We start from the raw sequence: 16,539 nt of genomic DNA on the forward strand, positions 1-16,539 counted from the left end.
GGTTGCGGGTAGCTAAAGGCCACCTGAATAAGCACAACTGCTTAAACGCAAAACGCGCATTACATAGAATGCGCGATTTCAAATCAGTAACAAAAAATCGCTACTCAAAGTTGTGGTTGCGGGAGCCGGATTTGAACCGACGACCTTCGGGTTATGAGCCCGACGAGCTACCAGACTGCTCCATCCCGCGACAACTAGCATCAAGTGTCCTTGATACATATTTAGCAAAAGTAAGCTAAGCTAAACAATAGCGCCTATTATAAAGAGGGTTGCTGTAATTAGCAACCAAAAACTAGTAAAGAAAACACAATCGAAATCCATGGGATAAACACTCACGATAAACAACAATTATTGCATAGCATTGCAATAATCAAACCCAGTATCGTATCTCTCAATAAACAATTAAAAAGCAAATATCATCACAGCGTTGAGCAATATATATGACGAACCAATTGATGCCGTGTGATTACTGTAAGCTAATCATTTCAGAATGAAGTCTATCGATCTGACGCTGCTCTACGTCTATTAATGTATGATACTTAGATGTTACCGCCTCCATCCTTCTGGATAATGAATCATCATAAGTCGCATCCGTGATATTCGTTGGCTGTTCACTTACCTCATCCTCAAGCGCTGATATTTGCTGGTTCATGTTGATTTGATATGTATTTATTTTTGCCTGATGCCTTTGCATCTCTCGCTTAATTGTCTGTAAACGAATAAATGAATCTATACCTTTACTCTGTGGCGTTTGTGTACTTTTAACATCACTGTTTTGGTTTTCTTTTAAATGTTTTTTTTCACTGACTAAACGATCAATGTCATGCTGTTCACGTTCAATTAACACAGTAAATCGTTGTGAAGCGTTAGTCATTTGATTTGCTATTGCAATATCCTTTTTTGCACCCGATAAGTTATTAAGCTGCGCATCAGATTGATTTACTAACGCTGCAATTATTTTATTCATTTTAACGCTAAGTGTATCGATCTTATCTTGATGTTGTTGGATCTGCGCGTCAATCTGTTTCAAACGAATATAGCTATCAATATCAGACTCCCCCGTTGCCTCCAGTATAACTTTTGGTGTAGGTACGCTTTTTTGTTCTTTTACAACAATAAACTCAGCATTTTCCCCGCATGGAAATTGACTAAATTCCACGACCCCTTTGTTCTCACATTTATAAACGTTGGCATGTAAAGGCCCCACGTAACAAAGGGTAATCAGGCAAGATAAAGCAATTTTTAATATTTCACTATGGTACTGACGATTAATCACAGATTACATTCCTTTGTTTGAATTTCTTTTTATACCACATTTATATACAAACAACCCCAAGATGCAAACTTCAGCGTTTCACAGGGGGTTAATACCAATCTGCGTAGATATTGGGGCGATTTAATCGCGGCGCGAAGTTTGTAACCTAGCGGGCTAAGTAAAAACCGAGCAACAAAGACAAGGAAGAACGCTTTGGCTTTGGCCAGCACGCCTTACATAATGAGATCCAATTTTAGAGGTCAATCGTATAAAAGTGTTTTAGGTTAAGTTTATGGCATATAAAATATTACGATTTATTTTTGGCGACCAGCTCAATGCAAATCACACTTGGTATAAAGAAGAAAACCAAGCGCAATACCTTTATGTCATTGCTGAATTAAAACAAGAGACTAATTATGTAAAGCATCATATACAAAAAGTCGCAGCATTTTTTTCAGCTATGGAAAACTTTGCCAGTGCCCTTAAAAAATCACAATTAAATGTGTTGCATTTAACCCTTGATGACACCCAACATGATGAGTCCATTACAACTCTTTTAAAGCGTTTAGCTGAGCAATACCAATGCCAGGAAATCCAGTATCAGTATCCAGATGAATATCGGCTATATCAGCAAATGCAGCAGTTAGAATCACACATATCTTTGAAAGTAAGCGCCTGTGATAGCGAACATTTTCTATTACCTTACAGTGATATTAACGCCCACTTTAAAAAAGATAAACATGCGAAAATGGAGTTCTTTTACCGCATGATGCGCAAACGCTTTAATATCTTAATGAAAGATGGCGCACCACAAGGCGGACAATGGAACTTTGATCAAGACAATCGTAATAAATTAAAGAAAGCCGACTTAGCAACAATCCCTGAACCTAAAGTATTCTGTAATGATATTGAAATTATTTTACGGCGAATTAATAATCATAAAATAAGTACACTAGGTCATTGCTCTTCAACTCTTTTATGGCCTACGAGTCGCAATCAAGCAAAACAACTACTAGATTACTTTTGCACCCACCTTTTACCTCATTTTGGTCAGTTTCAAGATGCCATGACGTGTCAAACATCACACAAATGGAGCCTTTATCACAGTCGTATCGCTTTTGCCCTTAACACAAAAATGTTGCATCCAATGCACGTTATTAACCAAGTGTTGAGTGAATTTGATAAGCGAAAAAATGAAATTAACTTGGCGCAAGTTGAGGGGTTTATTAGGCAGATTTTAGGTTGGCGAGAATACGTAAGGGGTGTTTATTGGCAAAATATGCCAGACTACGCGACTAAAAACGAACTAAATGCAAGACGGGCATTGCCCGATTATTTTTGGCACGGTAACACAAAAATGAACTGCATGAAGCAGGCAATCGATCAAAGTTTAGACACGGCATATGCGCATCACATTCAACGATTGATGATCACAGGCAACTTCTGCTTATTGACCGGCATCAAGCCTGATGACGTAGATAACTGGTATTTAGGAATTTATATCGACGCCATTGAATGGGTAGAAATGCCTAACACACGAGGAATGAGCCAGTTTGCTGATGGTGGGCTAATTGCAACAAAACCGTATGCTTCGAGCGGAAACTACATAAACAAAATGAGTGATTACTGTAAAGGTTGTCATTATAACGTCAAACAAAAAAGTGAAGAAACGGCCTGCCCGTTTAATAGTTTATATTGGCTATTTATGCATACCCACGAAGCCCGCTTATCGCGTAACCCACGCATAGGTATGGTCTATAAAAATTGGCAAAAGCAAAACGAAACTCAACAATCGGCAACTTTAAAAAGAGCGCAGTGGTGCTTAACTAATATAGAAAAACTCTAGGGCCTGTTGACCTTTGTGGATTGAAACTTATTCAATCTAGGGGCGATTTAATCGCGGCGCGAGGTTTGTAATCGAGCGGGCTAAGTAAAAACCGAGCAAAGCTTGTGCGTCCTGCTCACGCCCCTTACCTACATCCGTGTACCCCTAGGAAGAACCCTTTGGGCAGCGCATGTTTGGCATTTATACTGCGTTATCGCCTATGGGGAATAACCACACATCATTGACTCTGCCTTGCCTAAAAACCAAACACACTGCTGCAAATTCAACCTCGAAAGATAAACAGGCCTAGCACCAAAGTATCAAAATAGGTAATGTTGTTAATTTAATGTTTAATTAATTTGTCATTATAGTGTAACTACTCTACTTTTTAATATTAGTAATTACTTCACAACACTATGAGAACACGATGAAAAAACAGCTTTTAACAGCACTATTACTTTTAAGTACTAGCCAAGCTCAAGCGTTTAGCCAAGAAACACATAAGCGCATTGTTATTGATGCCGTAAATTATATGCAGCAGCACCCAAGTAGCACGGAATTTTTGGCGTTGAGTCGCTATGCTCAGCAAAATAATATGACCATAACACAACTAGCTGACGTACTCGGTCAAGCCGCCTATGATGTAGATGACTTTGAAGATACGTTTTTTTGTGGCGCAGTCACAGGTTCATGCGTACAAGCTCCTGTCTGGGGAGCAGCTGAAAGTATTGTTAAATACACAAGCTATTGGCACTTTCAAAATCATACACAAGGTGCAGATCAACATGGTAACGACTTTGGCGGCTATAATTACCAAAAGCTGACTGTATGGGGCACTGTTGATAACCTAGCATCAGCGTGGTTAAAAGGTGACTACCTTGACGATGGAAAAGGAGGCGAGACAGGTTGGTTTAATGCTGATTCGTCAAAATATAATAGCTATGGTGTGACTGAAGCCAATTATAGAATCGACAGCGATTCTACCTATAGCATGTACGATGATTTTGAAGAAATGCCATTTCAACCCATTGATAACTTAGGTCAATATTGGTATCAAAGTTATTTACAAAGCGGGAACCCGCAAGTATTAGGTTTTGTTTTCCATACCACTGATTTACTGCAACCACACCATACCTGGACAACATCAGATCTAAATCATTCAAGCTGGGAAAGTTGGGTAAAAGACTACTACGATCAAGAAAAACTGAATGACACTGCTTTGATCACACAAGCAATGCAAACATTTTCAGCACTGGATATTAACAGCCAAGATGTTCGACCTTTACTAACACAAGGAGGAGCATTTTCTTATTCCCAAGGCGGTATTGTACTTAATTCAAAAGATCACTACGACCGTTTAGATACAGCAAAACAGGTTATTCCCCATGCTATTGCAATGGTCGTACATTTACTTAATCATGCGATGGTAGCTCGCCAATGAAAGGATTGACTACAATCTTGTTGTTACTATTAGGGGTGCTTTATAGCCCCTTAACAGTGGCATCATTTAACCAATATACTAATGCGGAAGTTCGCTTTATGCATCAAGTATATAAACAACATAATACGAACATTAGCATCAAAGAGGTTCGTACCCGCGTATTTGAGAACCAATTTTTACTACAGCAAGCTGAACAAAACATGCCTGAACTGATAGCACGTCAATCAGAGGTTGGCTTTAGTACGCAATATCATGTTGAGCGCTATTTAATGAACATATTTAACTCTCAACTGAGTTTATCTGGGCATAATATAAAAACGGTTAATTTTACGCAATACACTACCCAATGGCTTATTCAAGTATTAGCTAACTACCCAGCAGATGGTAAATATACTGCCGAACAAGTAATTAAATTACAGCGAACTAGTTTAAATAAACTGTTTGTAAACCCTATTACTCTTTATGATTTTATTACACCGCTATCTATGCAAGTACGCTTTAGACTACACCAAGGTGATAGTAATTTATTTAGAAGTGAAGTGCTTAAAAAGCGGCAATTTAATGCTGCTCTTTTAGCTGCAACACCACTACTTTTAAAAAAAGGGATAAATATTGACCACTTGCAGGAATTAGCTAAAGGCGAAATTTTACGCCCTTCAATTCAAAGCTGGCTAGGTATTAAAAACATGATGCACGTACAAAGCCCTATTCTTGATAGCCTTGAGCAGCAAATATCTGACGAAGAAATTAAAATTTACTACCAAGCAAATAAAAAAAGATTTAAATATCTAAATAACGTTACTGCTTACGGAGTTGAATTTACAAGCCGAGAAGATGCGATTAAATTTAGAAAAGCGGTACATAACAGCTCATTCACTCAGGCATTAACATCTTTTAAGCAGCATGATATTTATGCTCAGTATCAAAATATGCTAACCCGTAAAAATAAAAGTAATTGGGTCATACAGTTGGCTTTTACACAAAAAGAAGATGAACTATCCCACGTGATTCGATCACCTGACGGTTTATGGGTGGTAATAATGAGCAATAACCACCACTATAAATATTTTACCTCGGCAGACGAAACCGTTATATACCAAGCTAAAAAAGCCATTGCAATACAAAAAGCAAAGCACAGTTATCAACAAAACTGGCTAGCTTGGCAACAACAAAATGCAATACTGTTATGAACAAAAAAATTATTTTTATTATTAGTGGCATTATTTGCTTAATTTTTTTAGCCGTGAATTTTTTCTCAGAGCATAAATATATCAATGATGTTACTGTATCGACACCACATATAACCCCGTCACTACCCATCACAAATATCAGTTTTGATTCAAAAGCACCAAGCAAAAACCAAACAGTTGTAAATTCCACTAGCAAAAGCCATATGGCAGTAAATACTATCAATAGCCGTCAGTCACAAACGCCTATAACAACACCTCATTATATACCCAATATAACAAAGAAAACCGTCAACGCAGCCAATTTTGAAGGTGACATATTAGATCATCAAGCTTACTTAGACTTTCATAACGAACAGCAAACACGGCTTGAACAACGTTTTGTTATTGCAGCAAAAGAAAAAATAGTAAAGCTAGAAAACCTACTTGAAAAAGGACGTCAACATGGACTCCCGCAAACGCAGTTACAAGAGGCTATTGATAAAATAGCCGTTCTAAAAAATATGCAAGCCAAGTTAGAAAGCAAAGGTAGCAACTGACCTAATACCCTTAAGTGCGCGCGGAGGTGAGCTTTACGCACAGAAAACAAAAAACCGCCTCAAAAGAGGCGGCTAAAAATAACATTAAATCAGGGGAAAAATAATATCAAAGGGCTGGTTATTTACCTTCTAGCAGGTTGCCACTGCCAATTTCAATCTTACGTGGCTTAAGAGCTTCAGGGATTTCACGCTGTAAGTCGATACTTAACAAACCATTAGCTAAGTCCGCACCGAGCACTTTTACATGATCACCCAATTGGAATTTACGCTCAAAGTTACGCTCAGCAATGCCTTGATGAATAAACTTGCGCTGTACGCTCTCATCTTTATTGTCTTTAATGCCTGCAACTTTTAAAGTGTTGTTTTCTGACTCAATAGTCAGCTCATTATCACTAAAACCAGCAACGGCCATAGTAATACGATATTTGTCTTCATCGAGTGCCTCAATATTGTACGGAGGGAAACTTGGCTGCTTATCAGTACGAGCTGCCGCATCCATTAAAGATGCTAAATGATCAAAGCCGATGAATGAACGATAAAGTGGTGATAAATCTACTGTACGCATAATAATATCCTCATATTTAAGCGATATTTTGCAAGTGCTTTTCCATTGAACAAGCACAGGCAAAGTTTAATTAATAATATAAATTTCAATTACTTCTGTTTAATTGGGACCCATCAGGCGTCCTCACTAAACTATATATGGACGGCAAAATTGTTTTCAAGATTATTTTGAAAAAATATTTTATTTTTTCAAAACTACTTTTGCCTACTCAAATTAATAAGGGTGCGATGTTTACTTTTCAAGGTTAAAATAAACTGAAAAATTAATCACAGAGATAAATATGAAAAAAGTAAAAAGCTTGATGATCAACATAATCATCATTGCTGTGGTCTTTTTTGCAGTTACAGCATATCAGCAGCGCAATTTACTCGCGACAAGCAACAGCCCTGCCCCGTATTTTAATTTACCCCTAGTTAATGACAGCGAGCAACGGATCAATATTGCGATGCTAAAAGGCAAAACCACCATCGTTTATTTCTTTGCACCATGGTGTACTATTTGTCGATACAGTATGCCGAATCTAGAATCTGTAACAGAGGACTCTAATATTAATGCAATTGGTATTGCGCTTGATTATAGAAACCCACAGGAAGTAGTTGATTTTGTATCAGATCTTAACTTAACAATGCCAATTCTATTAGGTGATCGCCATACTCAAAGCAATTATAAAATAAGCGCGTTTCCAACTTATTATATCATCAACGAACAGTTACACATCACCGCACGCTCAATGGGGTATTCAAGTGAACTTGGCATAAAAATAAATGCTTTATAAACCACGAAACATTTTGTAACAGCTCCCTACATTTAGGTACATTTTCACAACATTTTTCTAAGCATTTATACGATTTTTAGCTCTATCATACGTGGCAATCACATTTGTTCACAACCATGGAAGAGACATGATAGCCAACCAACTGCACACACTTTTTCGTTTAACACCGCTTGCCCTTTGTTTGCCACTTTTAGCGCAGGCAAATACTAATACATCAACAAATAAAGACACAATGGAACATATAGACGTTGTCTATAAACGCAGCAGTATCACCAGTGAAATAACAGAAAACACCGAAAAATTAGTCACTATGCCCGGCGCAATGGGCGACCCGCTACGTGCTGTTTTTGCATTACCAGGTGTAGTTGCTGCGGGTGGCTCAATGAGTGAGCCAGCTGTACGTGGTTCATCACCTGATGACAACCTATTTGAAGTTGACTTTATGCCTGCAGGCTATATCTTTCATGATTTTGGCAGCTCTATTTTTAATCGTTATTTAATTCAAGATTTCCAGCTTTACTCTGCAGGCTACGGTTCCAGCTATAGCAATGCCACTGGTGCCGTATTTGACGTAACACTGCGTAACCCAAAGTACCAACCGATTACAACCACACTGGATTTTACAATGTTTAATGCCGGTGTTTTTATGGAAGGACAGTTAACAGAAAACACCGCATTTTATTTATCAGGGCGAAAAAGTACCTTACCCCTATTTTTCTCAAAGGGTGAAGAGCTTGAAGATGACGATGGAGAGCTCAGTGGTGTCACCATCAACGATGCGCCTGATGATCATGACTATCAAGGAAAGTGGATTTGGGACATCAATGATAAAAATGCACTTACGGTATCATTTACAGGCGCTAAAGATTCAGTTGCAGCAGGTTTTAATCAGCGTGCCGAATTATCACTAAAAAATCCAGAATATCAAGGAGATGCTGATTTTATTCGCGAATTTACCAGCCAAAGTATTTTGTGGGATCACTTTAATAAAGATTTTAGTTTACGGTTAGGTATTGGTGCACTCGATCATTCAGGGCGATTAGAATACGGTAAACGCGCCACCTTGAGTGATGGTTTTTTTGAAGAAGAACAGGAAAAACAAATCACCTATAAAGGCCGCTTAAATTGGCGCATCAATAAAGCTCAGCAACTTGTATTTGATGCTGCTTATTTTGATAACGACACAACTTACAGTTACGATGGCTTTCAGTATCTTTGTACTGAGCTGGACCCTGATTGTGATTTAAATAAAGGCGAACGCATCACGGGGAAAGACAGCCTCGCGCTTGATAAATACTTTGTTGGTGCTAGTCATATTTGGGATATCAATGACCAATGGCAAAGTGAAGTTGGTGTACAGTATCAGAGCAATGATTACACCGATGAAGATTTTGTTATGCCACGCCTTGCGCTTACCTACTTTATTAATGATCGTAACAGTATTAACGCCAAATATGGCCACTATAACCGTATGCAAGATGTTGACTACATATTACCAGAGCATGGTAACCCTAATTTACGTTCGCAAACCTCAAAACATGGCAGTCTAGGTTTTGCACAAGAACTTGCGGGTGATTGGACATGGTCTGTTGAAGGGTATTATAAAACCATGGACGATTTACCATTAGCATTAAATAACTACCCTGATGCAGCAACGCTTTACAGCAACGATGTCACAGGGCGTGCTTACGGTGTTGACTTATTAATTAATAAAAATAAAACTGATAAATGGTATGGCTGGCTCGCTGTGAGCTATGCAAAAAGTGAGCGTACTGATCAACGCCAAAACATCACCCGAGACTATTACGCTGACACCCCTTTAGTCGTCAATATGGTGTTTAATTATCAAATCAGTGAAAAGTGGCAAGGTGGCTTTAACTTCACAGCACGCAGTGGTCAAACTTACACCCCTATTATTGGTGTAAAAGAAAACCCTGAATTTGAAGGCCGCTTTTTGCCCGAGTACGGTGACCCGTTCTCAAAACGTTTTGATGTATATCATCGCCTTGATTTACGCTTTGAGCGCAAAACGGACTTCTGGGGCCTAGATGGCGTGTTAATTTTAGAGTTAATGAACGCCTACGGCCAAGCAAACACCAGCAGCATAGATTTAGATTATCAAAAAATCACCTCAACCAATGATTTGATCATAAAAGAAAGTGAAGATGACTTTGAAATGCGCCCGTCTATTGGTTTTAGCTTAACCTTTTAACGTAGCATAAGTGAGTCACTCCATGGCGTGCCCTCGAGTGACTCACTTATAATTGCTCAAATCATAAAACCTCAAATCATAAAAATAGAACTGTCCAATCGTTTTTTTGCACTGTATATTTTTATATCTAGTGATTAGTATCACTTTAAATCAAATCGAGGAGAGCGATATGTTAACTGTAATTTTTGGCCGTGAAGGCTGCCCATTCTGTGTTCGTGCAAAAGACGTTGCTGAAAAATTAGCAAGCCAGCGCGATGACTTTAAATACCGCTATGTTGATATAATCAAAGAAGGTGTTAGCAAAGCTGACTTAGAGCAATCAGCAGGCAAGCCTTGCCCAACTGTACCGCAAATATTTGTTGACCAAAAACACATTGGGGGCTTTACAGAATTTGAAGCGTACGCAAAAGAAAACCTCGGCCTTTACCAATAACTGTGTGTCCAATATGTTAACCAGCTTGACTTGCTTAAAAATCAAACTGGTTAAATTTCAATCAACATCAACCACATATAAATTAGTTGTAATTTATACAAGCATTTGCCTCACAAATCCTATACAATGCGCGCCTCTTTAAATTCGTTGAGGCGTATTAATGTCAGAACCAGTCACGTTTGAATCTCTAAATCTTTCTCCTGCAATCTTGAAGGCAGTTGAAGAGTTGGGTTACAAGACACCATCTGAAATCCAAGCTCAATGTATACCGTTATTGCTAGAAAGAAAGGACGTACTGGGACTAGCTCAAACGGGTACAGGTAAAACCGCAGCATTTGCACTGCCATTACTTAATAATATTGACCCGTCTGTGAAGCAGCCGCAGATCCTTGTACTCACACCAACCCGTGAGCTTGCGATCCAAGTAGCTGAGGCATTCGAACAATATGCTAAACATGTTCGTGGTATTGAAGTATTGGCACTTTATGGTGGCCAGAGCTACAGTATCCAACTAAGTGCACTTCGTCGTGGCGCGCAAGTTATTGTCGCTACTCCAGGTCGCTTAATCGATCATATTAACCGTGGCACTATCAAGTTTGATGCTTTACAAGCATTAGTACTTGATGAAGCCGATGAAATGTTACGTATGGGCTTTATCGATGATGTTGAAAACATCATGGAAAAAACACCGCGCGAAAAGCAAACATGTCTTTTCTCTGCGACTATGCCTAAGCAAATTCAAAACATCAGCAGCAAATATATGAATAACCCTGAACAGGTTCATATTTCTGCGCGTAACTCAACCGTATCATCTGTTGAGCAAGTGTTTTGGAATGCAAGCGTACACAAGAATAAAGCCATTGTTCGCTTTTTAGAAGCTGAGCAATATGAAGGCGCTATTGTATTCGTGCGTACTCGTAACGATACAGTACAGCTTTCTGAGTTATTAGAGCGCGAAGGTTTCTCTGTAGCTCCGCTTAATGGTGATATGAACCAGCAAGCACGTGAACGCACTGTAGATCGCTTAAAAAGCGGCATGTTGAACATCGTTATCGCAACAGACGTTGCGGCACGTGGTCTAGATGTTGACCGTTTAAGCCTTGTTATCAACTACGATATCCCACAAGATTCTGAAGCCTACGTTCACCGTATCGGTCGTACAGGTCGTGCTGGTCGTACTGGTAAAGCAATTTTATTCGTAAAACACAATGAGCGCTATTTACTTAAAAATATCATGCGTCATACGAATTCAGATATTGCACAGGTTGAATTGCCTACAGCTAAAGTAGTTGAAGAAAAACGTATCGAAGCGTTACAAGCAAAACTTGCTATCGCACTTGAAAACAAAGATATTACCTTCTTCAATGAAGTAGCTATTAAAATGGCTGAAAAACTTGAACTTGCTCCTGAAGACCTAGCGGGTGCGTTACTGTGTTTAGCACAGCAACAATCACCAATTAAAGTTGAAGAAGTTAAGATTCAACCTCGTGAACGTAACGAGCGTAACGACCGCAACTCACGTAACGATCGCGGTGACCGCGGACGTCGTAACGAACGTGGCGGCGAGCGTGGTGGTGAACGCGCTGAGCGTAAACCTCGCGAACGTAACAGCCGTGATGCAGGCCCTATGGATACTTACCGTATCGAAGTAGGTCGTGAGCATGGTGTGCAAGTTAAGAACATTGTTGGCGCTATCGCTAACGAAGCTGATATCTCAAGCAAGTTTATTGGTGATATTCGTTTACACGATAATCACAGTACGGTTCAATTACCGCAAAACATGCCAAAAGATGTACTTGATCATTTCCAAAAAGTGTTTATTTGTAAACGTCCAATGGGCTTAACAATTACACAAGATCAAGGCCCTGCTGAACCACGTGGCGAACGCTCTGAGCGTCCATCAGGTGACAGAAAGCGCACTGATGGCCCTCGCGGTGATAAACGCAGCGGCCCTCGTAAAGAACGTCGCCCAGTAAGCTTCACAGCTAAATAAGCAGCGCGTCTTTAATAAAAAACCTTACCATGTAAATGGTAAGGTTTTTTTGTGTCTGGAATAAAGTAAAGTTAGTTGGTGGAAGTTAGTAGAAGGAAGTTAGCAAAAATAAAGTTTTAGAGAAGTTACACCGTCAGTTTTAAGCCTTAAGCGGTAAGTTTTAAGTTGTTCTGAGTTATGGCTATTGTTGTAAGTTGTGGTTGTTCCATATTACTTAATGGACAACACTGCTCACTTGTATCTTATTAAAAACCAAGAAAGGGGTTTACCCTCTCCCCAAAAAAACATTTCTTCCATTCATTTATTAGTATGAAGGTTAACGTCCCTATTCATTTTAATCCTTTATTTAATGTGACTACTTAATTAAATAAAACCTTACAAGTCACACTCTTTATTATTCTCCATGCTCTATATAATGTTAATGCTATTGTAGAAAAGACACGCATTCGCTTTCCATATTAAAAAGCGAAGAATATGGCTTATCTTAAAATTATGAAACAAAAAAGCCCCATCATTTTCATGGTGGGGCTATTTTTTTAAATGATTATTCCAATATCTAAGGCGCTACGGCTGGATAAACATAACTTGCGTCTATTCCTAGCGGTAAACCAAGTGCCCAGTAGCCGAGTAAAAATAAGCTCCAGCCAATCATAAAGGCGATTGAGTATGGCAGCATCAACGCAATGAGCGTGCCGATTCCGGTGCCTTTGACATACTTTTGGCAGTAAACAACAACTAGCGGAAAGTAAGGCATAAGCGGTGTAATGATATTAGAGCTTGAGTCTCCAACCCTATAAGCTGCTTGCGTTAGATCGGGTGAAATGCCCAACTGCATTAGCATAGGCACAAATACAGGACCTAGCAGCGCCCACTTAGCTGAGCTTGAGCCTACAAATAAGTTAACAAAGCCTGTTAAAAAGATGATGCCAACGACAGTTACAGCACTGGGTAATTCCATCGCTTTTAAAAGCTGCGCGCCTTCAATAGCCAGTAATGCACCTAAGTTTGATTTACTAAATGCGGCAATAAATAACGAACAGAAGAACGCCATAACAATATAGTACGCCATGCCATTCATGGCTTTACTCATAGCATCTATCATGTCTTTGGTGGTTTTAAACGTGCCGACTGTAAAGCCATATACAGCACCCGGGATCCAAAAGAGTAAAAAGATTAACGGCACAATTGACTGCATTAAAGGCGAACTAAAATTAGTAAGCGAGCCATCACTGCTGCGCATTGCAGAATCTGCTGGTGCTGAAACAAACGCTAACAATGCAAGACCTGCTATCATCACGCTACTTGCAATAAAAAAGGCACGTTTTTCATCACTGCGCGCATCTTCAAATACGGGTAAGTCTTCTTCTGCGCCATCAACTTTTGTTTTTTGTAAACGTGGTTCGATAATTTTATCAGTGATATACCAGCCTACTAATACGATAAACAAACTTGACGCCGATGCAAATGCCCAGTTATTTAATGGGTTTACCGTCATTGTAGGGTTAATTATTTGCGCTGCACTTTGCGTAAAGCTTTGTAATAGTGGATCAATTCCTGATGGAATAAAGTTAGCCCCAAAGCCACCACTTACCCCTGCAAATGCGGCTGCAATACCGGCAAGAGGATGGCGTCCTGCAGCGTAAAAAATCACACCCGCTAATGGTATAACCAATACATAACCAGCATCGGTTGCTGTATGGCTAACAATAGCAACTAGGATAATCGAAGGAGTTAATAACTTTTGCGGAGTTACTTTAAGCATTAGCTTAAGGCCAGTATTGATGAAACCTGAATGTTCAGCAACACCTACACCTAGCATAGCCACTAATACCACGCCTAACGGTGCAAAACCTGTAAACGTTTTTACCATAGAAGATAAAAAAGTGGCCAAAGAATCACTTGCCAGCATGTTGTTAATTATAATGGCTTCACCAGTACGTGGATCAATGGCGTCAAAACTTACGCCAGAAAACCACCATGATAAAAACCAAATTAATAACATGGCAAACAAAAATATAATTGCCGGATCAGGTAGCTTATTACCCACCCGTTCAACAAAGTTTAAAAATCGAGCAACAACACCTGTTGGCATTGCCACATCATTATTATTATTCATTTCGCTTGTTCCCTAGAATTAATACTTTGCTACATTACCGTAAATGCCGCTTTAGGTAAATTTTAAGTAAACATAAAAATGCGTTTTTAGGGACGGAATTATAAAAAAGCACAAAAAAACGGCAAGATTGCCGTTTTTATTTCTGTTACCTTAGAACAAATTATGCGAGCGCTTTTACTTCTTCCCAAATTCTCACAACCAGTGTTTTGTCATCTTCATTTAATTCGCCATTGCGATACGCTTTTACTAAGCTTTTTTCGACCGTCTCGTTGAGTTCTGACACTTCTAAGTTGAGCTCTTCAACTTGCGCATACCCTACAGCCAAATCAAAGTGACCGCGTAAATAACCACCGGCAAAAAGCTCGTCATCAGTGGCTTTGATCACTAAGTCGTCAAAATACTGCTGGGCTGCATCTATATAGCTTACTAAACTCATTACTTACTTCTCCTGATTTTGCAGTGTGTTAGCCATTAATCTTGGTGGCCTACTGCATACATAATATGGTCGTTAAATCCGCTTGTAACACGAATATAACCGCTTAATTCATCATCCAACTCAGTATCGCCAGTATCGCTAATGAGAGGACGGCCATTTAAAGCCTGTAGTTTGGTTTTTGTTGCCACCACTATAATGTTGTGTGTACCAACCGCGCGAATAAGCGCTGGACTTAATTGTTGGTTACCGCGACCAAAAATATGACCTTGACCACCGATAAGCGTGATCACTAACTTGGTTTTTCGATTTTTTGTTAATTCAAGTAGCTTTTGTGCAGTAAGGTCGCGCCCAATCAGCTGCTGATCTTCGACCAAGTCGACACCTAATAGCGTGTTTTCAAGGCCCATCTCTTGCATCACCGCTTCAACTGTTGAGCCACTGCCCATAATATAGAGCGTGTCTTCTTCCATTTCACTCACAACATGTGCGGCTATATCAGCCAATACAAGTTCATCGGTTTCTTTGCCACCATTTTTTACAGCTTGCACATAACGCACTTCACTCGGTACTTGCATTTCACCATAACGTTTTGCTTTTACTGTGCCTTGGCGAAACGCATCTTCGTCAATATCCATAACATCGGCATCACCAAGAGTAACAAGTTCCCCTTTAACCAGCATTTCAACTACACGCCCTGCTGCTTTTGGCGTAATAGCGTACACACCTGAATGAATTTTGCATCCTGCAGGAATACCAAGCACAGGGACATTGTCTTCAACCGCATGACAAATATTACGGGCGGTGCCATCGCCTCCAGCAAATAAAATAAGATCGACACCTAATTCTAATAATGCTTTTGCAGCCTGCTCTGTGTCCACAGAGGTAGTAACATGTTCACTGTAATAAATAACTTCAGTGGTAAAGCCAAGCTCTTTGGCTGTATGCTCGCCCATTGCACCATTGGCAGTATAAACAGTAAGCTGGTTCTGATAAGGTGTTAATACTTCAAGTGCAGCTTGAGTTCGTAAATTTGCTTTTGGTTGCGCCCCAAGCTTAATCGCTTTGGCTGCAGTGTCAGCACCATCACTGCCTTTGAGCGCCACACTACCACCTAAACCCGCAACAGGATTAACAATTAATCCTAATTTAAACGCCATTACAAAGCTCCTGTGGATGTTGCCATAAAAACTGCGCCGTACTCAATGGCCACGGCGTGTTATAAAATTTACTTAATGCGTTTAAAAGAGCACTAGTACGCGGATTAAAACCATCATCTAAAAACTGGATTAACTGCTGATGCACACGTGCTTGAAAATCAAAACGACATGTTTGCTCACCATTTAAATTATCAACAGAGACATTAAAATCAAACCCCGCCGCTGCGCTTAGTGCCCACTCTATTGCTTGTGGTTTAACTTCAACAGATTCAAATTCAGCTTGTTGAGATGCATCTCGCCCGTCTGGGCAATACCAGTACCCATAGTCTTCTAAAAGCCTGCGTTTATCACCCGCGACTAACCAATGCGCAATTTCATGCAGAGCACTGGCGTAAAAGCCATGGGCAAATACGATTTGATGATATGACGTATGCTCGTTAGCAGGCGTATAAATTGGCTCATGCTCACCTTTTATTAAGCGCGTATTGTGGCTTTGGTAAAAAGTGCTATCAAAAATAGAAATTAAATCGGCGATTTGATGCATAAAAACTCGATAACTCACCTTGATATAATACTGCTAATGCAATTAAAAACGTGGCGAATTG

At 39.6% G+C, this 16,539-nt stretch carries 14 protein-coding genes and 1 tRNA gene; 8 read left to right on the forward strand and 7 right to left on the reverse strand.

All coding sequences use genetic code 11. From position 1 onward, the window contains the following. Positions 1 to 113: 113 nt before the first annotated feature. Together ADS77_RS15285 and ADS77_RS15290 are read right to left on the reverse strand one after the other, a co-directional pair. A tRNA-Met gene (locus ADS77_RS15285) sits at positions 114 to 190 on the reverse strand. A 276-nt stretch (positions 191 to 466) separates the two neighbouring features. Continuing rightward, positions 467 to 1,159, reverse strand: coding sequence for a hypothetical protein (locus tag ADS77_RS15290; RefSeq protein WP_152960629.1), 693 nt, complete (start codon positions 1,157 to 1,159; stop codon positions 467 to 469). Positions 1,160 to 1,547: 388 nt separating this feature from the next. On the opposite strand from ADS77_RS15290, the gene ADS77_RS15295 reads away from it, so the two are divergent. The 4 genes from ADS77_RS15295 to ADS77_RS15310 all read left to right on the forward strand — a co-directional run bounded on the left by ADS77_RS15295 (position 1,548) and on the right by ADS77_RS15310 (position 6,247). Continuing rightward, entirely contained in the window at positions 1,548 to 3,101 is a 1,554-nt protein-coding gene (locus ADS77_RS15295) for a cryptochrome/photolyase family protein (RefSeq protein WP_054455201.1), read from the forward strand. A 406-nt stretch (positions 3,102 to 3,507) separates the two neighbouring features. Continuing rightward, positions 3,508 to 4,521, forward strand: a complete 1,014-nt coding sequence (locus tag ADS77_RS15300) for a phospholipase (protein ID WP_054455203.1) — start codon at positions 3,508 to 3,510, stop codon at positions 4,519 to 4,521. Beyond that, the gene (locus ADS77_RS15305; RefSeq protein WP_054455205.1) at positions 4,518 to 5,711 is read left to right on the forward strand and encodes a peptidyl-prolyl cis-trans isomerase; all 1,194 of its coding nucleotides are present in this window, start codon (positions 4,518 to 4,520) and stop codon (positions 5,709 to 5,711) included. Before ADS77_RS15300 ends, ADS77_RS15305 begins: the two co-directional genes overlap by 4 nt. Next, entirely contained in the window at positions 5,708 to 6,247 is a 540-nt protein-coding gene (locus ADS77_RS15310; RefSeq protein WP_054206030.1) for a hypothetical protein, read from the forward strand. Before ADS77_RS15305 ends, ADS77_RS15310 begins: the two co-directional genes overlap by 4 nt. 118 nt (positions 6,248 to 6,365) lie before the next feature. Here ADS77_RS15310 and ADS77_RS15315 read toward each other — a convergent pair whose 3' ends face one another. Further along, complete coding sequence (locus ADS77_RS15315; protein ID WP_054455207.1) at positions 6,366 to 6,812, reverse strand: Hsp20 family protein; 447 nt, start codon at positions 6,810 to 6,812, stop codon at positions 6,366 to 6,368. Positions 6,813 to 7,092: 280 nt separating this feature from the next. Between ADS77_RS15315 and ADS77_RS15320 the strand changes: the two genes are divergently transcribed. The 4 genes from ADS77_RS15320 (at position 7,093) to ADS77_RS15335 (ending at position 12,225) form a co-directional block, all read left to right on the forward strand. Next, positions 7,093 to 7,587 (forward strand): TlpA family protein disulfide reductase, encoded by a 495-nt coding sequence (locus tag ADS77_RS15320; RefSeq protein ID WP_054455208.1) that lies wholly within the window; start codon positions 7,093 to 7,095, stop codon positions 7,585 to 7,587. A gap of 127 nt (positions 7,588 to 7,714) precedes the next feature. Then, positions 7,715 to 9,799 carry a TonB-dependent receptor plug domain-containing protein gene (locus ADS77_RS15325; RefSeq protein ID WP_235575790.1) on the forward strand — a complete coding sequence of 695 codons (2,085 nt, stop codon included), beginning with the start codon at positions 7,715 to 7,717 and terminating at the stop codon, positions 9,797 to 9,799. 169 nt (positions 9,800 to 9,968) lie between these two features. Next, positions 9,969 to 10,232 (forward strand): GrxA family glutaredoxin, encoded by a 264-nt coding sequence (locus ADS77_RS15330; protein ID WP_054206033.1) that lies wholly within the window; start codon positions 9,969 to 9,971, stop codon positions 10,230 to 10,232. A 160-nt stretch (positions 10,233 to 10,392) separates the two neighbouring features. Continuing rightward, entirely contained in the window at positions 10,393 to 12,225 is a 1,833-nt protein-coding gene (locus ADS77_RS15335) for a DEAD/DEAH box helicase (RefSeq protein WP_054455210.1), read from the forward strand. A 556-nt stretch (positions 12,226 to 12,781) separates the two neighbouring features. On the opposite strand, the gene ADS77_RS15340 is transcribed toward ADS77_RS15335, so the two are convergent. The 4 genes from ADS77_RS15340 to ADS77_RS15355 all read right to left on the reverse strand — a co-directional run bounded on the left by ADS77_RS15340 (position 12,782) and on the right by ADS77_RS15355 (position 16,478). Further along, on the reverse strand, positions 12,782 to 14,341 hold the full coding sequence (locus tag ADS77_RS15340; RefSeq protein WP_054455213.1) for an AbgT family transporter: 1,560 nt from the start codon (positions 14,339 to 14,341) through the stop codon (positions 12,782 to 12,784). 160 nt (positions 14,342 to 14,501) lie between these two features. Then, a complete protein-coding gene (locus tag ADS77_RS15345; protein ID WP_054206036.1) occupies positions 14,502 to 14,777 on the reverse strand; it encodes a YfcL family protein in 276 nt (91 codons plus the stop codon). A 35-nt stretch (positions 14,778 to 14,812) separates the two neighbouring features. Then, complete coding sequence (locus ADS77_RS15350; protein WP_054206037.1) at positions 14,813 to 15,934, reverse strand: ATP-NAD kinase family protein; 1,122 nt, start codon at positions 15,932 to 15,934, stop codon at positions 14,813 to 14,815. Further along, positions 15,924 to 16,478: an elongation factor P hydroxylase gene (locus ADS77_RS15355; RefSeq protein ID WP_054455215.1), complete on the reverse strand. Its 555-nt coding sequence runs from the start codon at positions 16,476 to 16,478 to the stop codon at positions 15,924 to 15,926. The genes ADS77_RS15350 and ADS77_RS15355 overlap by 11 nt, the downstream gene beginning before the upstream one ends. Positions 16,479 to 16,539: the final 61 nt, after the last annotated feature.

The sequence above is a fragment of the Pseudoalteromonas porphyrae genome (genome assembly GCF_001298125.1).
Classification (GTDB): Bacteria; Pseudomonadota; Gammaproteobacteria; order Enterobacterales; family Alteromonadaceae; genus Pseudoalteromonas; species Pseudoalteromonas neustonica.

Excerpts from the sequence above, each read along its gene's own strand:
- ADS77_RS15355 (WP_054455215.1), bottom strand. The coding sequence starts at position 16,478 with ATGCATCAAATCGCCGATTTAATTTCTATTTTTGATAGCACTTTTTAC.
- ADS77_RS15310 (WP_054206030.1), top strand. The coding sequence starts at position 5,708 with ATGAACAAAAAAATTATTTTTATTATTAGTGGCATTATTTGCTTAATT.
- ADS77_RS15300 (WP_054455203.1), top strand. The coding sequence starts at position 3,508 with ATGAAAAAACAGCTTTTAACAGCACTATTACTTTTAAGTACTAGCCAA.
- ADS77_RS15345 (WP_054206036.1), bottom strand. The coding sequence starts at position 14,777 with ATGAGTTTAGTAAGCTATATAGATGCAGCCCAGCAGTATTTTGACGAC.
- ADS77_RS15330 (WP_054206033.1), top strand. The coding sequence starts at position 9,969 with ATGTTAACTGTAATTTTTGGCCGTGAAGGCTGCCCATTCTGTGTTCGT.
- ADS77_RS15320 (WP_054455208.1), top strand. The coding sequence starts at position 7,093 with ATGAAAAAAGTAAAAAGCTTGATGATCAACATAATCATCATTGCTGTG.
- ADS77_RS15335 (WP_054455210.1), top strand. The coding sequence starts at position 10,393 with ATGTCAGAACCAGTCACGTTTGAATCTCTAAATCTTTCTCCTGCAATC.
- ADS77_RS15295 (WP_054455201.1), top strand. The coding sequence starts at position 1,548 with ATGGCATATAAAATATTACGATTTATTTTTGGCGACCAGCTCAATGCA.
- ADS77_RS15340 (WP_054455213.1), bottom strand. The coding sequence starts at position 14,341 with ATGAATAATAATAATGATGTGGCAATGCCAACAGGTGTTGTTGCTCGA.
- ADS77_RS15350 (WP_054206037.1), bottom strand. The coding sequence starts at position 15,934 with ATGGCGTTTAAATTAGGATTAATTGTTAATCCTGTTGCGGGTTTAGGT.
- ADS77_RS15325 (WP_235575790.1), top strand. The coding sequence starts at position 7,715 with ATGATAGCCAACCAACTGCACACACTTTTTCGTTTAACACCGCTTGCC.
- ADS77_RS15305 (WP_054455205.1), top strand. The coding sequence starts at position 4,518 with ATGAAAGGATTGACTACAATCTTGTTGTTACTATTAGGGGTGCTTTAT.
- ADS77_RS15315 (WP_054455207.1), bottom strand. The coding sequence starts at position 6,812 with ATGCGTACAGTAGATTTATCACCACTTTATCGTTCATTCATCGGCTTT.